This window comes from Flexivirga sp. B27 (assembly GCF_052905685.1).
This window is the reverse complement of record NZ_JBPYUM010000001.1, coordinates 643,422-662,550: the sequence shown is the minus strand read 5'-3', so window position 1 is coordinate 662,550 and position 19,129 is coordinate 643,422. Positions and strand designations below refer to the sequence as shown.

Annotated in this window: 17 protein-coding genes, 1 pseudogene and 1 riboswitch; of the genes and pseudogenes, 8 read left to right on the top strand and 10 right to left on the bottom strand. The window is 68.3% G+C overall.

What is annotated here, in order from left to right; genetic code table 11:
• The first annotated feature begins 9 nt into the window (after positions 1-9).
• Complete coding sequence (locus tag ACSZL9_RS03200) at positions 10-642, top strand: SIMPL domain-containing protein (RefSeq protein ID WP_446664019.1); 633 nt, start codon at positions 10-12, stop codon at positions 640-642.
• 1 nt (position 643) lies between these two features.
• Here the strand turns inward: ACSZL9_RS03200 and ACSZL9_RS03195 are convergent, their stop codons facing one another.
• A complete protein-coding gene (locus ACSZL9_RS03195) occupies positions 644-1,276 on the bottom strand; it encodes a histidine phosphatase family protein (RefSeq protein WP_446664018.1) in 633 nt (210 codons plus the stop codon).
• 343 nt (positions 1,277-1,619) lie between these two features.
• Here ACSZL9_RS03195 and ACSZL9_RS03190 point away from each other — a divergent pair.
• Positions 1,620-2,078 (top strand): annotated as a pseudogene (locus tag ACSZL9_RS03190) (alpha/beta fold hydrolase); the annotation flags it as partial.
• On the opposite strand, the gene ACSZL9_RS03185 reads toward ACSZL9_RS03190, so the two are convergent.
• From ACSZL9_RS03185 to ACSZL9_RS03165, 5 genes are all read right to left on the bottom strand, one after another.
• Positions 2,060-3,136 carry a winged helix DNA-binding domain-containing protein gene (locus ACSZL9_RS03185; protein ID WP_446664017.1) on the bottom strand — a complete coding sequence of 359 codons (1,077 nt, stop codon included), beginning with the start codon at positions 3,134-3,136 and terminating at the stop codon, positions 2,060-2,062. The pseudogene ACSZL9_RS03190 and the gene ACSZL9_RS03185 overlap by 19 nt on opposite strands.
• A gap of 48 nt (positions 3,137-3,184) precedes the next feature.
• A complete protein-coding gene (locus ACSZL9_RS03180; protein ID WP_446664016.1) occupies positions 3,185-4,420 on the bottom strand; it encodes a saccharopine dehydrogenase family protein in 1,236 nt (411 codons plus the stop codon).
• Positions 4,421-4,442: 22 nt separating this feature from the next.
• A complete protein-coding gene (locus tag ACSZL9_RS03175) occupies positions 4,443-5,276 on the bottom strand; it encodes a hypothetical protein (protein ID WP_446664015.1) in 834 nt (277 codons plus the stop codon).
• A 174-nt stretch (positions 5,277-5,450) separates the two neighbouring features.
• On the bottom strand, positions 5,451-6,875 hold the full coding sequence (locus ACSZL9_RS03170) for an aspartate aminotransferase family protein (RefSeq protein WP_446664014.1): 1,425 nt from the start codon (positions 6,873-6,875) through the stop codon (positions 5,451-5,453).
• On the bottom strand, positions 6,872-7,348 hold the full coding sequence (locus tag ACSZL9_RS03165; protein ID WP_446664013.1) for an Lrp/AsnC family transcriptional regulator: 477 nt from the start codon (positions 7,346-7,348) through the stop codon (positions 6,872-6,874). The genes ACSZL9_RS03170 and ACSZL9_RS03165 overlap by 4 nt, the downstream gene beginning before the upstream one ends.
• 88 nt (positions 7,349-7,436) lie before the next feature.
• Between ACSZL9_RS03165 and ACSZL9_RS03160 the strand changes: the two genes are divergently transcribed.
• Together ACSZL9_RS03160 and ACSZL9_RS03155 are read left to right on the top strand one after the other, a co-directional pair.
• Positions 7,437-8,810 carry an L-serine ammonia-lyase gene (locus ACSZL9_RS03160; protein ID WP_446664012.1) on the top strand — a complete coding sequence of 458 codons (1,374 nt, stop codon included), beginning with the start codon at positions 7,437-7,439 and terminating at the stop codon, positions 8,808-8,810.
• Between the two features lie 215 nt (positions 8,811-9,025).
• On the top strand, positions 9,026-10,474 hold the full coding sequence (locus ACSZL9_RS03155) for a gamma-aminobutyraldehyde dehydrogenase (protein ID WP_446664011.1): 1,449 nt from the start codon (positions 9,026-9,028) through the stop codon (positions 10,472-10,474).
• A gap of 135 nt (positions 10,475-10,609) precedes the next feature.
• On the opposite strand, the gene ACSZL9_RS03150 is transcribed toward ACSZL9_RS03155, so the two are convergent.
• The 4 genes from ACSZL9_RS03150 to ACSZL9_RS03135 are packed head-to-tail and all read right to left on the bottom strand — an operon-like array spanning position 10,610 to position 13,046.
• Positions 10,610-11,650, bottom strand: coding sequence for a C40 family peptidase (locus ACSZL9_RS03150; RefSeq protein ID WP_446664010.1), 1,041 nt, complete (start codon positions 11,648-11,650; stop codon positions 10,610-10,612).
• Between the two features lie 48 nt (positions 11,651-11,698).
• Positions 11,699-12,067 carry a fluoride efflux transporter FluC gene (locus ACSZL9_RS03145; RefSeq protein WP_446665097.1) on the bottom strand — a complete coding sequence of 123 codons (369 nt, stop codon included), beginning with the start codon at positions 12,065-12,067 and terminating at the stop codon, positions 11,699-11,701.
• A gap of 5 nt (positions 12,068-12,072) precedes the next feature.
• Positions 12,073-12,510 (bottom strand): fluoride efflux transporter FluC, encoded by a 438-nt coding sequence (locus ACSZL9_RS03140; RefSeq protein ID WP_446664009.1) that lies wholly within the window; start codon positions 12,508-12,510, stop codon positions 12,073-12,075.
• The gene (locus ACSZL9_RS03135) at positions 12,510-13,046 is read right to left on the bottom strand and encodes a universal stress protein (protein ID WP_446664008.1); all 537 of its coding nucleotides are present in this window, start codon (positions 13,044-13,046) and stop codon (positions 12,510-12,512) included. Before ACSZL9_RS03135 ends, ACSZL9_RS03140 begins: the two co-directional genes overlap by 1 nt.
• Before the next feature lie 53 nt (positions 13,047-13,099).
• Positions 13,100-13,173: riboswitch (Fluoride riboswitch) on the bottom strand.
• 57 nt (positions 13,174-13,230) lie between these two features.
• Between ACSZL9_RS03135 and lipB the strand changes: the two genes are divergently transcribed.
• From lipB to ACSZL9_RS03115, 4 genes are all read left to right on the top strand, one after another.
• A complete protein-coding gene (gene lipB, locus ACSZL9_RS03130) occupies positions 13,231-13,896 on the top strand; it encodes a lipoyl(octanoyl) transferase LipB (protein WP_446664007.1) in 666 nt (221 codons plus the stop codon).
• A 101-nt stretch (positions 13,897-13,997) separates the two neighbouring features.
• Entirely contained in the window at positions 13,998-16,367 is a 2,370-nt protein-coding gene (locus tag ACSZL9_RS03125; RefSeq protein ID WP_446664006.1) for a GNAT family N-acetyltransferase, read from the top strand.
• Between the two features lie 83 nt (positions 16,368-16,450).
• The gene (locus tag ACSZL9_RS03120; RefSeq protein ID WP_446664005.1) at positions 16,451-18,022 is read left to right on the top strand and encodes a serine/threonine-protein kinase; all 1,572 of its coding nucleotides are present in this window, start codon (positions 16,451-16,453) and stop codon (positions 18,020-18,022) included.
• Between the two features lie 79 nt (positions 18,023-18,101).
• Positions 18,102-19,115, top strand: a complete 1,014-nt coding sequence (locus tag ACSZL9_RS03115; protein WP_446664004.1) for an acetamidase/formamidase family protein — start codon at positions 18,102-18,104, stop codon at positions 19,113-19,115.
• The last annotated feature ends 14 nt before the right edge of the window (positions 19,116-19,129 follow it).

Here is a 19,129-nt window from a genome sequence, read left to right as displayed (position 1 = left end):
CTGGCAGGCATGAGTGACGAGCAGCTCGGCGTGACCGTGACCGGGGTCGGCTCCGTGCAGGTGCCGACCACCGAGGCGGCCGTGCGATTGCGGATCGATGGCAGGCAGCCGCATCCGGGTGCCGCGCTGCGCGAGGCGGGCTCCGTGGTCAGCACCGCACTCGGGGTGCTGCGCGACGTCGGCGTGCCCGAGCACGACATACGCACCGAGGCGGTCAGTGTGTCCCCGAACAAAGTGTGGCGGGACGACGTCGAGCAGATCGAGGGGTATGACGCCACGCAGTCGTTGCGGGTGCGGGTCGCCGAGTTCGATCTGCTGGACCGACTGCTCGGCGAGCTCGTCGACGGGTGCGGTGCGGCGTTGCAGATCGAGGACGTGTCGTTGTCCGCCGAACCCACCGACGAGGCGCTTGCCGAGGCGCGCGCCAACGCCGTGCAGCACGCGCATGCAAAGGCGACCGACTACGCCCGACTGACCGGCCGCACGCTCGGCCGTGCGGAGTCGGTGGTCGAGCAGGTCGGAGCGTTCCGGCCGCCGGCGCCGCGGGGTCGGCCGATGCTTGCCGCAGCCGCGCCGATGCCGGTCGCGCCGGGTGAAGAGACCTCGACCGTGACGGTCCAGATCCGTTGGAGTCTCGAGTGATTCAGTCGTTCGCAGGTGCCGAGTCGAGCTCCGCGATCGGCTGACCGACCCAGCTCACGCAACGCCAGCCGCCGTCGGGCGAGGTCGGCTGCAGCTCGATCACACCGGTGTTGGGGATCGGACGTGCCGCGACGAACCGGTGGTCGAGGTTGACACACCGCGCAGCCGTCCAGGTGCGCAGCGCGGCGCCGTGACTGACGACGGCGACGGTTCCTTCCATGCCCGCAGTGGCTTGCTCGATCGAGGCATCGAATCGAGCGAAGAACTCCGAGCCGTCGTGCCCGCCAGGGATGCTCTCCTCGTGCCGGCCGTCAGCCCAGCCGAAGATGACCTGGTGGTAGGCGTCGTGCGCGAGGGCGTCGGTGTGACCTTCGTAGTCACCGGCTTCGATCTCGCCCACGTCGAGGACGCGCGCCTGCAGGCCGCTGCGCTCGAGGAAGGGTGTGATGGTCTCCTCGGTGCGGACCATCGGAGACCGGAAGACGTGTCCGATCCCTTCGGGTGCGAGGCGATCGGCGAGCTCCCTCGCCTGGCTCCGGCCAGTGTCGGTCAGCGAGGGGCCGGGCACGGAGGTCTCGAGCCGACCCTCCACGTTGGGCGGGATCTCGGCGTGACGGATGAGTAGCAGGCGCATGGCCGCACGCTACCCAGGAGGCATCCGGACCTGCCGAACCGTCCACTTGGCGACCAACTCCGTGTGAGACTCGGTCCCATGGAACACCAACTGATTTCGGCGCCTGACGATGTCTCCTCGCACGATGTCTCCCTGCACGTTGCCGGCACCGGGGCGGGACCGGATGTCGTCGTGCTGTCCGGTGGTCCTGGTTGCGTGCACTACCTGGCGGACGAGCGACTCGCGCCGGAGGGAGTGCGCGCTTGGTTCCCCGATCCGCGCGGTGTCGGCCGGTCCGGCGGTGGACCGCACGGTATGACGACAGCGGTGGCCGACCTGGAGGCGATCCGGGGAAGGTCTCGGTGTCGAGCGGTGGATCGTGCTCAGGCACTCCTGGGGGAGCGACCTGGCGGTGCGGTACGCCCTCGACCACCCCGAGCGTGCTCGCGCTGTCATCGGACTGTGTGGCCGCGGACTCCAGTACGACCGGTTCTGGTCGGCTGCCTACGAGCGCGGTGAGCATACCGAGAGTGGCTTCGACATCGACTTCGATTCGGGGGTGCACGAGGCGTTGAAGACGTCGTTCCAGGACTGGATCCACCAGCCCGATCTCTTTCGACGGCTTGCGGATTCGCCGGTGCAGATGCAGTTCATCGCCGCAACTGAGGACATTCGCCCGGACTGGCCGCTACGGCAGCTCGCCGAGCTGGTGCCGGACTCGACGTTCGAAGAGGTCCCTGGCGTCGTGCACAACTTCTGGAGCACCGACCCTGCACGGTGGGTCGACGTGGTGACCCGGGCGTGTCAGCGCGCGAACGGATAGCACTTGGCCAAGCGCGGCAACGCTCGCTGGGCGCGCTTCGACAGTGCGTCCCGGAAGGGCGAAACCTCAATATCCAGAGGAGCTTTCGCCGGTCCACGACGCCAGGTCGCCACACCGCGGGCACCGTCGATCAGGACCGCCTTGAACATCCCGTTGCCGCCGGGCACCACCAGATCGAGGTGCGCTCGGTCGAGGGTCGGGGTGCGGTCGGCATACCCGAGGAGGATCTCGTCGAAGGCTGGGGTCAGCAGCGGTCTCAGCGTCGCGGTCCTCTTGCCCGGCCACTGCTCGAGCGTCTCCGGGGCGAGGAGGTATGACGTGCCGTCCACCACGATCTCCTCGAGGTGCGCACGCACGTCGTCCCACACAGGCGCCAGATCGCGGTGCAGGACGCCGCTCCACCAGCGGAAGTCCGCGATGGTTGCCGGACCGTGCGATCGGAAGTAGCGAAGCGCCCAATCCGCAATGTTGGCAGGCCGATCCACCGGTTCGGAGGACGGGATCCATTCGTCATACAGGACGAACTGCTGGTGCTTGCCGGCCATCGGTCCGAGGACGAGGTGGGCGCGCAGGCACAGCGCCTGCAACAGATGTATGCCGCGCTGGCCGCTGGTTGCGATGCCGTGCCGCTCCCACAGGTCGAAGGTCTCTGCTCGCGCGAGACCGCCTCCGCCGCGCAGTGCGTCGTCGGTGACCGACGCGGCGTGGTCGATGTCCCGCGGGGTGATCTGCAACTGCTCGTGGCGGCGTCGACCACTGCGCAGGATCGGCTCGGCGTTGATCGCGAGCATCCACCGAAGCTCGGCGGCGGGGACGAGGTGCAATGTCCCGCGCATCGGCCAGGATCGGACGAGCTCACCGGCGTCGATCGCCGCGTCGACGTCCGCGACCGTGCCGCCGGCGCGCAGCGCGACAGCGGAGCGTGCTGCGCGAAAGTCCTGTGCCTGCAGGCAGGTCAGCCACTGGACAACCTCCAGCGGGTTCTCGGCGCGGGCCTCGGTCAGTCCCTGCGCAATCAGCCGGAGTCGACCGATGCGCTCGGGCTTCCATGTGGTCATGCTTGGACCGTATGTCGCCGACCGGACCGAACCTGTCCGGAAGCTCCGTCAGACGGCAGACGCCTCGATCCGGAAGTCGCAGGCGCGCAGTCGCTCGACGAGCACATTGCCGAGGGCCGTGGCGGGTGTGAGCACTCCGCCGTTCAGACCCTGGGGGAGCGGGCAGTCGTCGCGCGACACGGCGAGGCTCAACGCGCTCTCACCGAGCATCACCGCCGTCGCCTTGTAGCCCGGATCTCCTTGTGCCGCAACGACACTCTGGTATGCGGCCCCTGTCGTGGTCGTCGTGCGAAGTGTCGCGGTGAAGAAGCCGGCGTCCCGCGCCGCCTCGTCCGGGCCATCGCCGGGGGAGGGCAGCACTCGCTGGACGACCGGGCGGAGCAGGCGTGACGACATGGCGCCGAACCCGAGCCCGAGGCCACCGGCCATGCCATACGCCATCAGCTGGCCACGCACGCCGCGACCGGTGCGCTGCACCTCGCGGTAGCGGAACGTGCGTCCGTAGGCGTGGCCCGCAAGAGCGTTGCTACGTCGCACGACCCGGGTGTTGTAGGTCGACATCACGAACGGCCCGGTCCACGCATCGATGTCGGCGGAGTGCCGCACCGCAGCACTGTCGCGCCACTCGCCACTCGGCTCCTGGGCGCGGTCGGGGCTGAGCGCGAACTTGTCGCCCGCGACTCGTCGCTTGCTCTTGTCGGCGCGGATCTCGTCCAGTTGCGTCATCGCCGACGCGATCGTGCCACCGCTGAAACCGCCCTTCATCGCCATGTAGAGCGTGGTTTCCCCGAGGTCGCCGGCGCCGTCGGCGTGGACCTTCTCGGACAACACGAAAGCGCCGAGATCCGAGGGAATGGAGTCGAATCCGCACGAATGGACGATGCGCGCACCGGTGCGCTGGGCAGTCTCCTGGAAGCGGTCGATCGACTCGCGGACGAAGAGCACCTCGCCGGTCAGATCGACGTAGTCGGTGCCCGCGTTCGCGCACGCCTCGACCAGCGGGAGGCCGTATTTCGCATATGGGCCGACGGTGGTGATCACGACGCGAGTGCTCTCCGCAAGAGCCTTCAGCGATCCTGCGTCGGCCGAGTCTGCAATGACCACAGGCCAATCCGCCGCTGCACCGGGCAACTCGCTGCGCACGGTCTCCAGCTTGGCGCGGTTGCGTCCGGCGAGTGCGATTCGCACACCGTCGGGTGTATGCCGGGCGAGATGCTCGGCGGTCAGTTTGCCGACGAAGCCGGTGGCGCCGAAGAGGACGATGTCGTGCTCGCGATTACTCACGGGTACGACTGTAGAGCCCGGCTCACGCCAGCGGCAGGCCCGTCGCGGTGACGCGGGTGACCTGGTCGTGCAACTCGATGAGTTGTGCCTCCAGGGCGTCGGGCGGTGACCCGATCGCCGACAGCAGTCGACAGGTGGCGTATTCCGTGATTGCTGCTTGATATTCGCCCAGCCAGCGGGCGGCCTCGGCAGACTCCTGGGACGACGTGGGCGGCCACGTGTGCTTCGGGGCGCGCAAGCCGCACCGCCATGGCTTCGGGGTCAGCCGGGCGCGACAGGTGTTGTACTTCCGGCACAGGTGCACGTAGACGCGGTCGGTGCCGAGCTGCTCGAAGAGTGCTGCTGCTTCGGCCGAGCGTGGCTCCAGTCGCGAACCGGTGACGATGACCCGCATGCCGGCATACGTCTCGTAGGTGCGCACTCCGAAGGCGGGATACGCAGCGGCGAACTGCTGTATGACGCCGGCGGCGACTGTCTTCGGATCCGGCTCGGCGTCGGACTTCTTGCGGCCGAAGAGCTTGCGCACCGAGGCTGTGCGCTTGGCCGGTGGCACGTCGACGTCGGCAATCAGCAGGCGGTCCGTGGCGAGCACGTCGGCGCCATACCTGTTGCGCGAGACCAGGCCCGCGAGGACGCCGTCGGTGTCGACGATCTCGTGCAGGGTCTCCTCCCGCGGCGGTGCCCAGCCGTAGGAACCCTTGCGGTCACGCTGCAGGCCGCCGCGAATTGCCTTGAGGCTGTGCGCAAGTCGTTCGTTGGCGACGTTGAGCGCCTCGTCGGCGGACCGGGTGGACCATCCCCATGCGCTGACCAGCCCGGACTGTGCTCGCTGCCAGTAGGTCGGCAATCGCTCCATGGTGGTGCAGCCTATGCTGGCATACCTCTGACAAATGCCGAGTGACGGCCCCTGAGCGAGTGACGGCGAAATTACGCCGTCTCTCGCCGAGGAAGCCGTCACTGGGCGAAAAGGGTCTGGCCTGGTCGGACCGGTCGGGTTGGTTCAGGTCAGGTCAGGTCGGGTTGGGTCAGGTCAGAGCAGTGACCAAGCCTCGGTCAGAACGCCGCGCAGCTTCTGCTCGATCTCGTCGAACTCGGCCTGGCCGCAGATGAGCGGCGGCGCGAGCTGCACGACGGGGTCGCCGCGGTCGTCGGCACGGCAGTAGAGGCCCGCGTCATACAGCGCCTTGGACAGGAAGCCGTAGAGCACGCGCTCGGCCTCGTCGTCCGAGAACGTCTCGCGGGTCTCCTTGTCCTTGACCAGCTCGATGCCGTAGAAGAACCCGTCGCCGCGGACGTCGCCGACGATCGGCAGGTCGCTGAGCTTCTCCAGGGTGCTGCGGAAGGCCGGGGCGTTCTCGTGCACGTGCTGGACCAGGCCCTCCTTCTCGAAGATGTCGAGGTTGGCCATCGCGACAGCCGCCGAGACCGGGTGCCCGCCGAAGGTGTAGCCGTGCGGGAACATCGTGGTGTCGTGCTTGAACGGCTCGAACAGCTTGTCGCTGGCGATCATCGCGCCGATGGGGGAGTAGCCCGAGGTCAGGCCCTTCGCGCAGGTGATGATGTCCGGCTCGTAGCCGTAGTCCTTGGACGCGAAGATCTCACCGATCCGGCCGAACGCGCAGATGGTCTCGTCCGAGACGAGCAGCACGTTGTATTCGTCGCAGATCTCGCGGACGCGGTCGAAGTAGCCGGGCGGCGGCGGGAAGCAGCCGCCGGCGTTCTGGACCGGCTCGAGGAAGACCGCGGCCACGGTGTCGGGGCCCTCGAACTCGATGGCCTCCGCGATGCGGTCGGCGGCCCAGCGGCCGAAGGCCTTCGGGTCGTCACGCAGCTCGGGCTGCGCGCGGTAGATGTTGGTGTTGGGCACCTTGAACGCACCCGGCACCAGCGGCTCGAACATCTCCTTGAGCGGGGGTAGCCCGGTGATGGACAAGGCGCCCTGCGGGGTGCCGTGGTAGGCGACCGCGCGGCTGATGACCTTGTGCTTGCCCGGCTTGCCGGTCAGCTTGAAGTACTGCTTGGCCAGCTTCCACGCCGACTCGACGGCCTCGCCGCCGCCGGTGGTGAAGAAGACGCGGTTGAGGTTGCCCGGTGCGTATGACGCGAGCCGCTCGGCCAGGTCGATCGCCGGACGGTGCGCATAGGACCAGATCGGGAAGTAGGCCAGCTCCTTGGCCTGCGCGGCTGCAGCCTCGGCCAGCTCGGTGCGGCCGTGGCCGACCTGCACGGTGAACAGGCCGGACAGCCCGTCGAGGTACTTCCTGCCCTGTGCGTCCCAGATGTAGGCGCCGTCGCCCTTGACGATGGTGGGTATGGCGGCACCCTGCCCGCCCGTCTCCTTCGGCTCGTAGACCGACTGCCGGGTGAAGTGGCCCCACAGGTGGTCACGCGCAGCCTCGGCCCGCGGTGTGCCCGCAGGCGTGATGTCGTCGGATTGTGTTGTGGGAGTAGTCATCTCGTTCCCCAGTCGTAGCGTTGTTTGGCAAGTTTGAGGTAGACGAACGTCTCGGTCTCGGTCACCCCGTCGATGGTGCGGATCTGCGCGGTGAGCAGGTCCAGCAGATGCTCGTCGTCGACACACACGACCTCGACGAGCAGGTCGAACCGGCCGGCTGTCAGCACGACGTAGGCGACTTCCGGCAGCTCGCTGAGAGCTGCCTGCACCGGCTTGAGGTCGCCCTTGACGGTGACGCCGATCATCGCCTGGCGGTCGAATCCGACCTGCGCCGGATCGGTCACGGCGACGATCTGCAGCACCTCGGAGTCGAGCAGTCGCTGCACCCGCTGACGGACCGCTGCCTCCGACAGGCCGATCTCGCGAGCGATCGCGGAGTAGGCCACGCGGCCGTCGGTCTGCAGGCGGGCGATGATCTCTTTCGAGACGTCGTCGAGTGTGGCCGCGGCCACAGTGCGATTCGACTCGGTCATGAGCACAGTGTGCCACGACATTCGTGCAGAATCAAGAAATCTGCTTCGAAATCAGTTGTCTAGTAGACATCATTGCTATGGTTTACCCATGGCGTTGAGCGCATTCGACCTGTATTCCGTCGGCATCGGTCCGTCGTCCTCCCACACCGTCGGTCCGATGCGGGCCGCGAAGACCTTCGTCGAGGGGCTGATCGCCGAGGGGAGACTGGCGGAGGTCACCCGGGTCCGGTCCCAGTTGTTCGGCTCGCTCGGCGCGACCGGGCACGGCCACGGCTCCGACAAGGCGGTGGTTCTCGGGCTCGAGGGGGAGGCCCCGGAGACGGTCGACACCGACACCACGGACGCCCGGGTCGCGCAGGCCCGTTCACGGCATACCTTGCGGCTGGGTGGCACGCACCCGATCGACTGGGATCCGGACGACGACCTGATCATGCACCGTCGCAAGTCGCTGCCCGCGCACCCCAACGGCATGCAGTTCGAGGCGTATGACGCGCAGGGCGCGGTCATCACGTCGCACGTCTATTACTCGGTCGGCGGCGGATTCGTGGTCAACGAGGAGGCGGCCGGTGCCGACCGCGTCGTGCTGGACGACACGCACGTGGAGTTCCCGTTCTCCACGGGGGCGGAGCTGTTGGCGATCTGCGAGCGTGAGGGTTCCTCGGTCGCCGACGTGATGATGCGCAATGAGCTCGCGTGGCGCACTGCGGACGAGGTCCGCGCCGGCATGCTGCACCTCTGGTCGGTCATGCGCGATTGCGTGCAGACCGGCATGCACCACGAGGGCACGCTGCCGGGCGGCTTGAAGGTGCCGCGCCGGGCACCGGAGCTGCACCGCGAGCTGACCAAGGGCGCGCTGCGGGATGACCCGCTGCGGGTCATGGACTGGGTCAACCTCTATGCGCTCGCGGTCAACGAGGAGAACGCCTCCGGCGGGCGCATCGTCACCGCACCGACCAACGGCGCGGCCGGCATCATCCCCGCGGTGTTGCACTACTACGTCAATTTCGTGCCGGACGCCGACGACGACGGCATCGTGCGATTCCTGTTGACGGCAGCCGCGATCGGCATTCTCTTCAAGGAGAACGCCTCGATCTCCGGTGCCGAGGTGGGCTGCCAGGGTGAGGTCGGGTCGGCCTGCGCGATGGCGGCCGGCGGGCTCGCCGAAGTCATCGGCGGGACACCGTCGCGGGTCGAGAACGCCGCGGAGATCGGCATCGAACACAACCTCGGCCTGACCTGCGACCCCGTCGGCGGGCTCGTGCAGATCCCGTGCATCGAGCGCAACGCCATCGCGAGCGTGAAGGCGATCAACGCAGCGCGGCTGGCCGTCCACGGCAGCGGGGTGCACACCGTGAGCCTGGACAAGGCGATCAAGACGATGCGTGACACCGGCCGCGACATGTCGGTGAAATACAAGGAGACGGCCCGTGGCGGACTGGCCGTGAATGTGATCGAGTGCTGACAGCAACACGAGGTGGCCGGGACGCTTGTCGAGTTGGCCGAGCCTGTCGAGGTCACCGGTCGCTTCGACAGGCTCAACGACCACGCCCCGTGCTGGTCGAGTAGCGGAGACACAAGGTGGTCGAGTAGGACGAGCCGCTAGGCGAGGACGTATCGAGACCCCAGCCCCCACGACGAACATCAAGAGCTGACAACCACACACAAAGGAGTGTCTGAATGACTGACAGCCCGCGCGAGTTGCGCAACTTCATCGGTGGCGAGTATGTCGCTGCCGAGACCGACCAGGCGATCGACATCGTCGACCCGTCGACGGCGAAAGTCGTTGCCAAATCACCTGTTTCGACGCAGGCGGACGTGGACGCGGCATACCGTGCCGCCGAGAAGGGCTTCGCCGAGTGGGGGCAGCTGATCCCGGGTGACCGGCAGGCCGCGCTGCTGAAGTTCGCCGATGCGATCGAGGCGCGTGCCGACGACTTCATCAAGCTGGAGGCCGAGAACACCGGTAAGCCCTACGCGCTGACAGCGAGCGAGGAAGTGCCGGTCATGGTCGACCAGTTGCGCTTCTTCGCCGGTGCGGCCCGCATGCTCGAGGGCAAGGCGGCTAGCGAGTACATGGCCGGCTTCACCTCGTTCATCCGGCGTGAGCCGATCGGTGTCGTCGGGCAGGTGACGCCGTGGAACTACCCGATGATGATGGCGATGTGGAAGATCGCTCCGGCGCTCGCTGCGGGCAACGCGGTCGTGCTCAAGCCGAGCGACACGACGCCGGAGACGACGCTGCTGATGGCCGAGCTGGCCTCGGAGTTCCTGCCGGCCGGCACCTTCAACGTCATCACCGGTGACCGGGAGACCGGCCGCATGCTCGTGGAGCACCCGACGCCGCAGCTGGTCGCGATCACCGGCTCGGTCCGCGCCGGCATGCAGGTCGCCGAGTCCGCGTCCAAGGACGTCAAGCGCGTGCACCTCGAGCTCGGCGGCAAGGCGCCGGTCATCGTCTTCGACGACGCCGACATCGAGGCCGCGATCGAGGGCATCGGCACGGCCGGCTACTTCAACGCCGGTCAGGACTGCACCGCTGCGACTCGTGTGCTCGCGGCGCCCGGCATACACGACGACTTCGTTGCGGCGCTGGCCGAATTCGCCAAGAACGACGCCAAGCTCGGCATGCCGGACAGCGAGGACGCGCTGCTCGGGCCGGTCAACAACGCCAACCAGTTGAAGCACGTGACCGGGTTCCTGGACCGCCTGCCGGACAACGCCAGCGTCGCTGCCGGTGGTCACCGGGCGAGCGGTTTCGGCGACGGCTTCTTCGTCGAGCCGACCGTGGTGTCCGGCCTGGAGCAGACCGACGAGGCCATCCAGCACGAGATCTTCGGCCCGGTCATCACCGTCCAGCGGTTCACCGACGAGCAGGCCGCGATCGCGTGGGCCAACGACGTGCCCTACGGTCTCGCGTCGTCGGTGTGGACCAAGGACTTCGGCCGGGCGATGCGGGTGTCCAAGGCGCTCGACTTCGGGTGTGTGTGGATCAACACGCACATCCCGCTGGTTGCCGAGATGCCGCACGGCGGTTTCAAGCACAGCGGCTACGGCAAGGACCTGTCGATGTACGGCTTCGAGGACTACACGCGCGTGAAGCACGTGATGGCCAACATCGAGAGCTGATTGACCGGCATACCCCCGCATTGAGCGGCGTACGGATTCATGGCGAATTCGTATGCCGCTCAATGCTTCGGTATGCCGCTCGATCAGGAGAGGGCGGCGCCGATCGCGAGGCTGCGGGCCGGGCGGCGCGGGGTGTCAGAGGTAGCGGCGGGACCCGGCGTACTGGTCGGCATACCGCTGTTGGTCGACCTTGACGATCTCCAGCCGGCTGACCTGTCCGGGGGTGTTGTTGGGCGCGTCGGCCTCCCACCCGTCGCCGAGGTACATCCCGACGTGGTGGATGTAACCGCTGGCGTATGCGTAGAAGATCAGGTCGCCCGGTTGCATGGTGTCCTTGGCGACCGGTCGACCGGCCCGCATCTGGTCGCCGGCGTCGCGCGGGATGGTCATGCCGTGCACGGCATACACCGTGTGCGTGAAGCCCGAGCAGTCGAATCCCCAGGCCGACGTCCCGGCCCACACGTAGGGCAGCCCGGCGAACATCCTGGCGGTGCGTGCCAGGTCCGCTGGTGTCGGTTGCGGGATGTCGCTCGGCGAGTTGTAGACCTGCGCGTCGCTCTTGGCGATCCAGCTGGCGCCGCGATCGGGAGTGAACACCTTGATCGCGTCCTTGGTGGTGCCCAGGACGGGCAGGCGGGTGTTGATCGACAGCTTCATGGAGGAGTGCTTGAGTGTCGGATCGGCATACAGGCCAGTGGTTTTGGCGCTCACGAGGGCGAAGCGCCGATCGGTCTTGTGCCCGAAGGCAGGGTTGCTGGTGAGTTGCTTTGCCGGCACCCATCCGGGATATCCCAGCGGGTTGCGCGGCGTGGGCTGCCCGGCCACGACCACATGTGCCCAGCCTCCGGACCGCTCCAGGACGGTGACCCGCTGCCCGTAGAGCGCCTGGGTCTCCAGCTTGCCCACCAGCCAACGTCGTTGGGCGACGGTCTGCTCGTCGGTCCACTTGCGCGGGTCGACCGGGTTGCCGACCGCGGGCGCGTCGATCGGTCGGTCGATGCCCGGCTCGGTCCACAGCGTGGCGACTGCGACATCGACGTAGGCGATCTCGGGTGCGGGCTCAGGGGTTTCCACCGCGTGTGCCGTCGGCGCGGTGAGTCCGGTCATGGCGAGCAGACCCGAGGTGACGACAGCGAGCGTGGTGACGAGTGAGGTGGATCGTGCGCGGCAGCCCATAGGCAAACTGTTTACCAGAGTGTGATAAAGGCGACAAGCATTCACATGTCAGGAAAGGGCGGCACCGATCGCGAGGCCGAGGAGTGCGGCGAGCAGCGAGACCACGGCGGTTGCGACGGCATACCGGCTGCCCTGGGCCTTGCCGGTGCTCAGCCACAACCGCGCGGTCTCGACCGAGGCCGTGCTGAAGGTCGTGAAGCCGCCGCAGAAGCCGGTGCCGAGTGCGGCCTTCGCGGTCGGCGACAGCCAGCCGGCGTGATGCGTCAGCGCGCCGGTGAGTATGCCGAGCAGAAGTGACCCGAGCACGTTGATCACGAAGGTGCCGACCGGGAACGCCCCTCGGACACGGCGGCGGACTTCGGCGTCGAGCACGAAGCGGCTCACCGCGCCCACACCTCCGCATGCGGCAATCAGCAATGTTGTCAACGCGATTCACCCACTCGGACGATCCGCGCCGAGCGGATCCCGGACCAGGCGGCGAGTGCGCCGAGCACGACCGTGGCGACGACATACGCGGTCGCGAGCTGCCAGGACAGGTCGGTCGTCTCCACCATGAACGTGCTGTATGTCGTGAAGCCACCCATCACGCCAGTGCCGACGCCGAGTCGGATCAGCCGACGTGCTCCGGTGTCCTCGCCGGAGCGGACCAGCGCCTCCAGCAGCAGGCCGAGCAGGAACGCGCCGCTCACGTTGATCGCGAATGTCGTCCACGGGAACGCATCACCGCGATGCGGGAACGCGTCGCTCAGCAGCGAACGGATGGCGGTGCCGATCGCGCCGCCGACGAAGACGACGGTGAGCAGCAACGGATCGCGGTGGGCGTGCACGGATGCGGTGCGCCGGCGGCCGCGGGTCGACATCAGTGCCACGGGAGCCCGTCCGACCAGTCGACGACCTGTAGCGGCACCACGATCACCGGACGGTGCTGGTGGTGCGCCAGGCGCACCGAGACCGAGCCGCTGAGGAACTCGCGCATCGGGTGCTTGCCCAGCCGGGTGCCCACCACGAAGCCGGCCGCATCGACCGCGCGCGCCAGATGTGTCAGCGCGCGATCGGGCCGGCCGGCGAGGTAGTGGAAATGCCAGGGCACGCCGTCGTCGCCGAGGACGTCCCGCAGTTGCTCGGTGATCTGCTCCGCGGTCACCTGCCACTGCTCGTCGGCGTCGTCCGGGTCCAGCGGCGCGTGCCGCACGTTGCCGTCCCGGTGCTCCTCGACGACATACCGCGTCTGGTCGGCATACCCGAAATGTATGGCGGGGGCGCCGACCGCCTTGGCCATCGTCGCGGCGGTGAGCGCGACGAGCGGCGGCTGGCCGGGCATGACGCCTGCGACGATCGGGTGGGCGTGGAAGTCGACCAGCCGGTCGGGGCTGGGCTGTGGCGGCTGCGGCGGCATACGGCTGACTCTCCGGGAGTATGACGGGCAGCATGACCTACCCGCCGGTGTGCGGCGTGGTAGGAACCATCAGCAGGAGTGCGGTTCGGGCCGACCGGCCCGGGCGGGATCCATCGCCCGACCCCAACCATAAGGGACTGCGGCGCTACCAGTCGGTAGCGGCGCGCTCGTGGCCGGACGCCGGATGCGGCGTAGCGTTGCCCGCATGCGCATCGAACACGTCGGGTTCGACCCGGATCTCGTTGACTACCAGGCCGCGTGGGATCTCCAGCGCGAGGTGCATGCCCGCGTCGCCGCCGGCGAGCAGGAGGACACCACCCTGCTGCTGGAGCACGAGCGGGTCTACACCGCGGGCAAGCGCACCGAGCCGCACGAGCGGCCCTTCGACGGCACACCGGTCATCGACGTCGACCGCGGCGGCAAGATCACCTGGCACGGCCCGGGGCAGCTGACCGGCTACCCGATCGTCCGGCTGCCCGACCCGGTCGACGTCGTCGGGCACGTGCGTCGCCTGGAGCAGCTGATGATCGACGTGTGCAGCGACCTCGGACTGCCGACCCAGCGGGTCGACGGACGAAGCGGAGTGTGGCTGCCGGCGTCGGAGGGCAAGCCGGAGCGCAAGCTCGGTCAGATCGGCATCCGGGTCAGTCGCGACGTGACGATGCACGGTTTCGCGCTCAACTGCGAATGCGACCTGTCCTGGGCGAATGTCATTGTGCCGTGCGGCATTCCGGACGCCGGCGTGACGTCGTTGAGCGAGGAGCTCGGTCGCGACGTGAGTGTCGCCGAGGTGTTGCCCTTCATCGAGAAGCGCCTGCCGGACATCATCGCCGCTCCCCAACAGGTGTGACCTGCCACCATTTCCGGTGAGCCGCGCCGCGCCGTGCGGATCGGACACGCCGCACGCCGTATGCTTCCGAACGGCCGCAATCCCCGACGAAAGCAAGATCCGTGACGCTGTCCGTTCGTGCCTGCACCGCTGCTGAATTCCTCGACACGGTCCACCAGGCAGGCAAGACCGTGCCCGTCGAGCAGTCGCCCGAGTGGGCGCAGTACGACTCGGTGCTGCCGGGTCGTGAGCACTGGCGCTACCTGGTCGTGGACGACGGCGACACCCCGATGGCCGCGCTGAGCCTCACCTCGTTCGCCGGGCGCTTCCTGGAGCAGCTGTGGGCCAAGCACGGGCCGATCTGGCTGGACGACGACCGCAACCCGCAGCGCGAGCGCGCGTTGCGCGATGCCCTGTCGTCATACATCAAGCAGGAGCGGCCGAACGCCGCCGTGCTGCGGCTGCACACGGTGCACCCGGGCGACGATCTCGTCGACCCGCTAATTGCGATCTTCTACGACCGCACGATCGTGCTCGACCTCACCAAGAGCGAGGACGAGTTGCTCTCGGGTATGTCGCAGAGCGGCCGCCGCAACATCCGCAAGGCGCTGAAGAACGACGAGCTGGTCTTCACCGACGACACCGACATCAGCGAGCAGGAGTTCGCCGACGTCATCTACCCGATCTTCGAAGAGACAGGCCGCAGAGGCGATTTCGTGCTGCGCCCGCCGGCGTTCTACTACGAGATGCTGCGCCAGCTCGGCCCGCAGATCTGCCGCCTCTACACCGTGCGGCACCGGGGCAAGGTCGTCTCCTGGGCGCTTGTCACGGTGTATGACGGCGAGGTCGACTACTACTTCGCAGCGTCGTCGGCGGAGGCGCGCAAGCTCCTCGCGGCATACCTGATGGCGTGGGGGACGATGCGCGCGACCAAGGCGGAGGGCGCGACCTACTTCGACTTCCTCGGCTGCGGGTCGGACCGTTCGCCATACCTGGACACGCTCAACGAGTTCAAGCTCGCGTTCGCCAAAAAGGGCATGATCGACGCCCCGGGCCCGTGGGACGTCGTGCTCCGCCCGAACGTGTTGCGTGCCTATCACGCGCAGCGGAAGGCCATCGCCGGTGTCGGCCGGGCCAAGCAGACGGCACGCGCGATCGTGGGGGGAGTGCCCCGGTCGAAGTCCGACGCGGTCGCTCTCGCCGACACCGCAGCCGGCAAGCTCGCCGGCGCCGTCACCCGTGCCCCGCAGGTGCCAGCCGACGCACCCAAAGTGTTGCCGGTCATCCTCGACTTCACGCTGTCCGGCTACGCCCTCGCGCGTGCGTTCCACGAGCGCTACGGCCTGACCAGCGCGGCTGTGGTGCCGTTCACCACCGGCGCGATCGCCGACTCCTCGATCATCCACGAGGTCCGCGAGGTCGGCCCCGAGGGCGTGCACAACTACGACCTCGTCCTGAAGCAGCTCCGCAAGCTGGCGACCGAAAACCCGCAGCTGACAGTCATTCCGCTCACCAACCACGACGGTCTGGTGCAGGCACTGTCGGCCAAACGCACCACCCTCGGCAAGAACGTCGTCGTGCCGCACGAGTCGCCCGAGATGCTGCAGCGGGTCTCGGACAAGCACGAATTCAACGAGCTGTGCGCCGCTGCGGGGGTCGCGACCCCGCGCACGGTGGTGCTCGATTTCGCCGACGGTCGGCCCGCCACGGACGGCCTCGACCTGCCGTGGCCGCTGATCGTGAAGCCGGCCGACTCCGGACACTTCGCCGCGCTGCGGATGCCGGGCAAGAAGAAGCTCTACCAGGTCGGCGACCAGCGTCAGCTGGACGAGCTGCTCGATCAACTGCAGGCCGCGGGGTATGACGGGCGGCTGCTCGCCCAGGAGTTCATCCCCGGCACCGACCTGCTGTCGGTCACGCTCTACCGCGCGCAGGACGGGCGGATCACGCTGGCGCGCGCGTCGGAGGTGCTGATGCAGGACCCGCGTCCGGCATACCTCGGCATACCGGACGTGCAGGTGGTGGCGCCACTGGAGGACGCGATCGAGCAGGGTTCGAAGGTCCTGGCCGAGGCCGACTACCACGGCTTCGCCAACCTGGACGCCATCCGCGACCCGCGCGACGGCAAGGTCGTCTTCTTCGAGATCAACCCGCGCTACGGCCGCAACTGCTACTACGCGACGGCGTCCGGCGCCAATGTCGCCGAGCAGCTCGTCGCCGACCTGATCGACGAAAAGCCAGTGGTCGCACCGGATCTCGATGGTGAGCTGCTCTACACCACGCTCCCGGTGAAGTTCGTCGCGCAGACTCTCGGCGGCGCGGTCGCAGACCGCGTGCGCCGGATCGCCCAGACAGGTCGGGTCGCCGACCCGCTGCAGTATGCCGGGGAGCGCAACCCCAAGCACCGCGCCTACGCCAAGCTCGCCGCGCTGCACCACCGCAAGGCCTACCAGGGTCAGTCGGTCACGCTCAACGTCGACGACGTCCGGTAAGTCACCAGCCGGTACCGCCCACACCCGCGCACCCTGTGGATAACTTCTGCGGGACGTGCGCCGACAGTGCCACGGTGTCCTTCGTGGACACACCATCGGAGGACCTGCCGCGCCGACCCGAGCTGCCCGGGTATGACGTGCTCGACCTGCTCGGGCACGGTGCCACCGGAGCGGTCTGGGCGGTGCGCGACCGGGACGGAGTGCGGCTCGCCGCAAAGGTTTTCGACGCGGACGTGGACCAACTCGACTACGAGCTGAGCGTGCTGGAGTCGTTGCGCCACGACCACGTCGTGCGGTTGCAGGACGTCGTCGTGGACACCTCGACCGATCCGGTGGGCACCGCGATGGTGATGGAGCTCGCGGAGGGCGGCTCGCTCGCAGACACCCTGGGCCGCCGCATGGTGCTGACACCGGGTGAGCTGGTGACGGTGCTGTGCCCGATCGCGCGGGCGCTGCACGACCTGCACGGCCTCGGTCTGGTGCACGGCGACCTCAGTCCAGGCAACATCCTGCTGACGGCGGCCGGCAAGCCGTTGATCGCCGACCTGGGCATGTCGCGACTGGCCGGGCACGCAGGCGACGAAGTGTGGGCCACCGAGTCGTGGGCGGCGCCGGAGGTGCTGGCAGGCAACAGCCCCGTCCCGGCGTCCGATGTCTACTCGCTCGGCGCGATCGCCTGGCGCGCCCTGACCGGAGCGGCACCCGAACCCGCTGCCCTGCGACCCGACCTCGCGGAGTTGGCGCCCGAGGTGCCTGATCAGTTGCGCGACCTGGTCAATGCCGCACTGGCACATACGGATTCGGCCCGACCGTTGCCCGGCGAGTTCGCGATCGCGCTGTGGGGGTGCGCCACTCCGGCACCCGCTCCCGTGCAGGGCTCGCCGGCGCGACGCACGGCAGTAGCGGCCGGGCCGGGCGACGAGGCCGACGCACTCACTCGGCGGATTCGTGCCCAAGCCGCCCGCGACGAGCGGGAGCGTGCGGACGCGCCCGCAACATCGGGGAAGAAGGTGCCGACGAAGGCCCGCTGGCTGCTGGCGAGCGCGGCTGTGGGCGGTGCGGTCCTCGCACTGGCGGTCACCGGATTTGGCAGCGGCGGCGCATCGGGGTCGGCGAAGGCCGCGAGCCGCACGAGGCCGGGCAGCGCGCAGTCGAGCCGGCACGACCCGAGCCGGTCTGCACCCGCGCCGCCGAAGCGGACACCGCCGACGACGAAACCGACGAAACCGACGAAGCCGAAGCACACAACCGGCTCCACAGCGCGGGCGCTGGCCGCAAGGCCGGTGCCGGTCGTGCAGCGACTCGCGTCGGCGCGCGCAGCCGCCTGGACGAAGGGAGATCGCGATCGGCTGCGCTCGGTCGAGGTCGCCGGCTCTCCGGCATACAAACGCGACAGCGCCGACCTGCGCACGGCGGCGGCCCGGAAGGTACACTACGAGGGGTTGAAGTTCACCGTCCGGTCGGCACAACTGCGCACGCGGAGCGGGGACGTCGCACACGTCACGGCCAAGATCGACCGGTCTTCCTACGACGTGGTGACCGAGGACGACCGGCAGACGGTGCCTGAGGCGACCGGGCAACGCACCGACCTCACGATGCACTGGACGAAATCCGGCTGGCGAGTGGTGGATTGGGCCGAACCGTCCACGGAGTGACTGACCCGGCATAGAGTCGGGACGGACCGCCCGAGCGGTCACTGAAGACGATCGTCACCGAGCCGTCGAGGAGACACCCATGCAGATCGTTCGTCATGAAGTCGACAAGGACGCCGACCCGCGCAGCTTGGTCTACACCTTCGGTGGCGCCGAGCCGGTCCGGACGATCCGGCCGGGTGAGGTCGTCTCGACCTGGACCGCCGACTGTTACGGCGGGCGCGTGCGCAGTGTGAGCGACATGGCCACGCAAGTGACGAACACCAGCATGATGAATCCACAGACCGGGCCGTTCTTCATCGAGGGTGCCGAGCCCGGCGACACGATCGCTGTGCACTTCTGCTCGATCACACCCAGCGTGGACTGGGGCGTGTCGACGACCGTGCCGCTCTTCGGGGCACTGACCACCACCCCCTTCACTGCGATGCTGCACGAGCCGCTGGCCGAGCGGACCTGGATCTACGACCTGGACGTCCCGCAGCGGCTGGTGCGCTATCACGCGCTGGACTCCGACGTGACCATCGATCTGCCGATGGAGCCGATGCACGGCACCGTCGGTGTCGCGCCGCCCCTTGGCGAGGTGCGCTCGTCGCTCACACCGGGGTCCTGGGGCGGCAACATGGACACACCCGAAATGCGTGCCGGCACAACGTGTTACCTCGGTGTCAACGTGCCCGGTGCGCTGCTCAGCCTCGGTGACGGACACGCTCGCCAAGGCGAAGGGGAGACCTGCGGAGTCGCCGTCGAGACGGCCATGGACACCACCTTCGCGGTCGAGCTGATCAAGGGCACACCGACGCCGTGGCCGCGGCTCGAGGACGACACACACATCATGTCGACCGGTTCCACCCGGCCGCTGGAGGACGCTTTCCGGATCAGTCACGCCGACCTGGTGCAGTGGATCTCCGGCGGTCTCGGGTTCTCCGTGCTCGACGCCTACCAGTTGGTCTCACAGACCGCGCTCACCCCGGTCGCCAACGTCTGCGACGAGAACTACGCCGTGGTCGGCAAGATCGCCAAGGCCCACCTACCCGGATTCACCGCGTATGACGGGGTCCACCGGAAGCTGCGGGCGGCGGTCGCGTCGATCGACTGAGCGTGCCGGCAGCC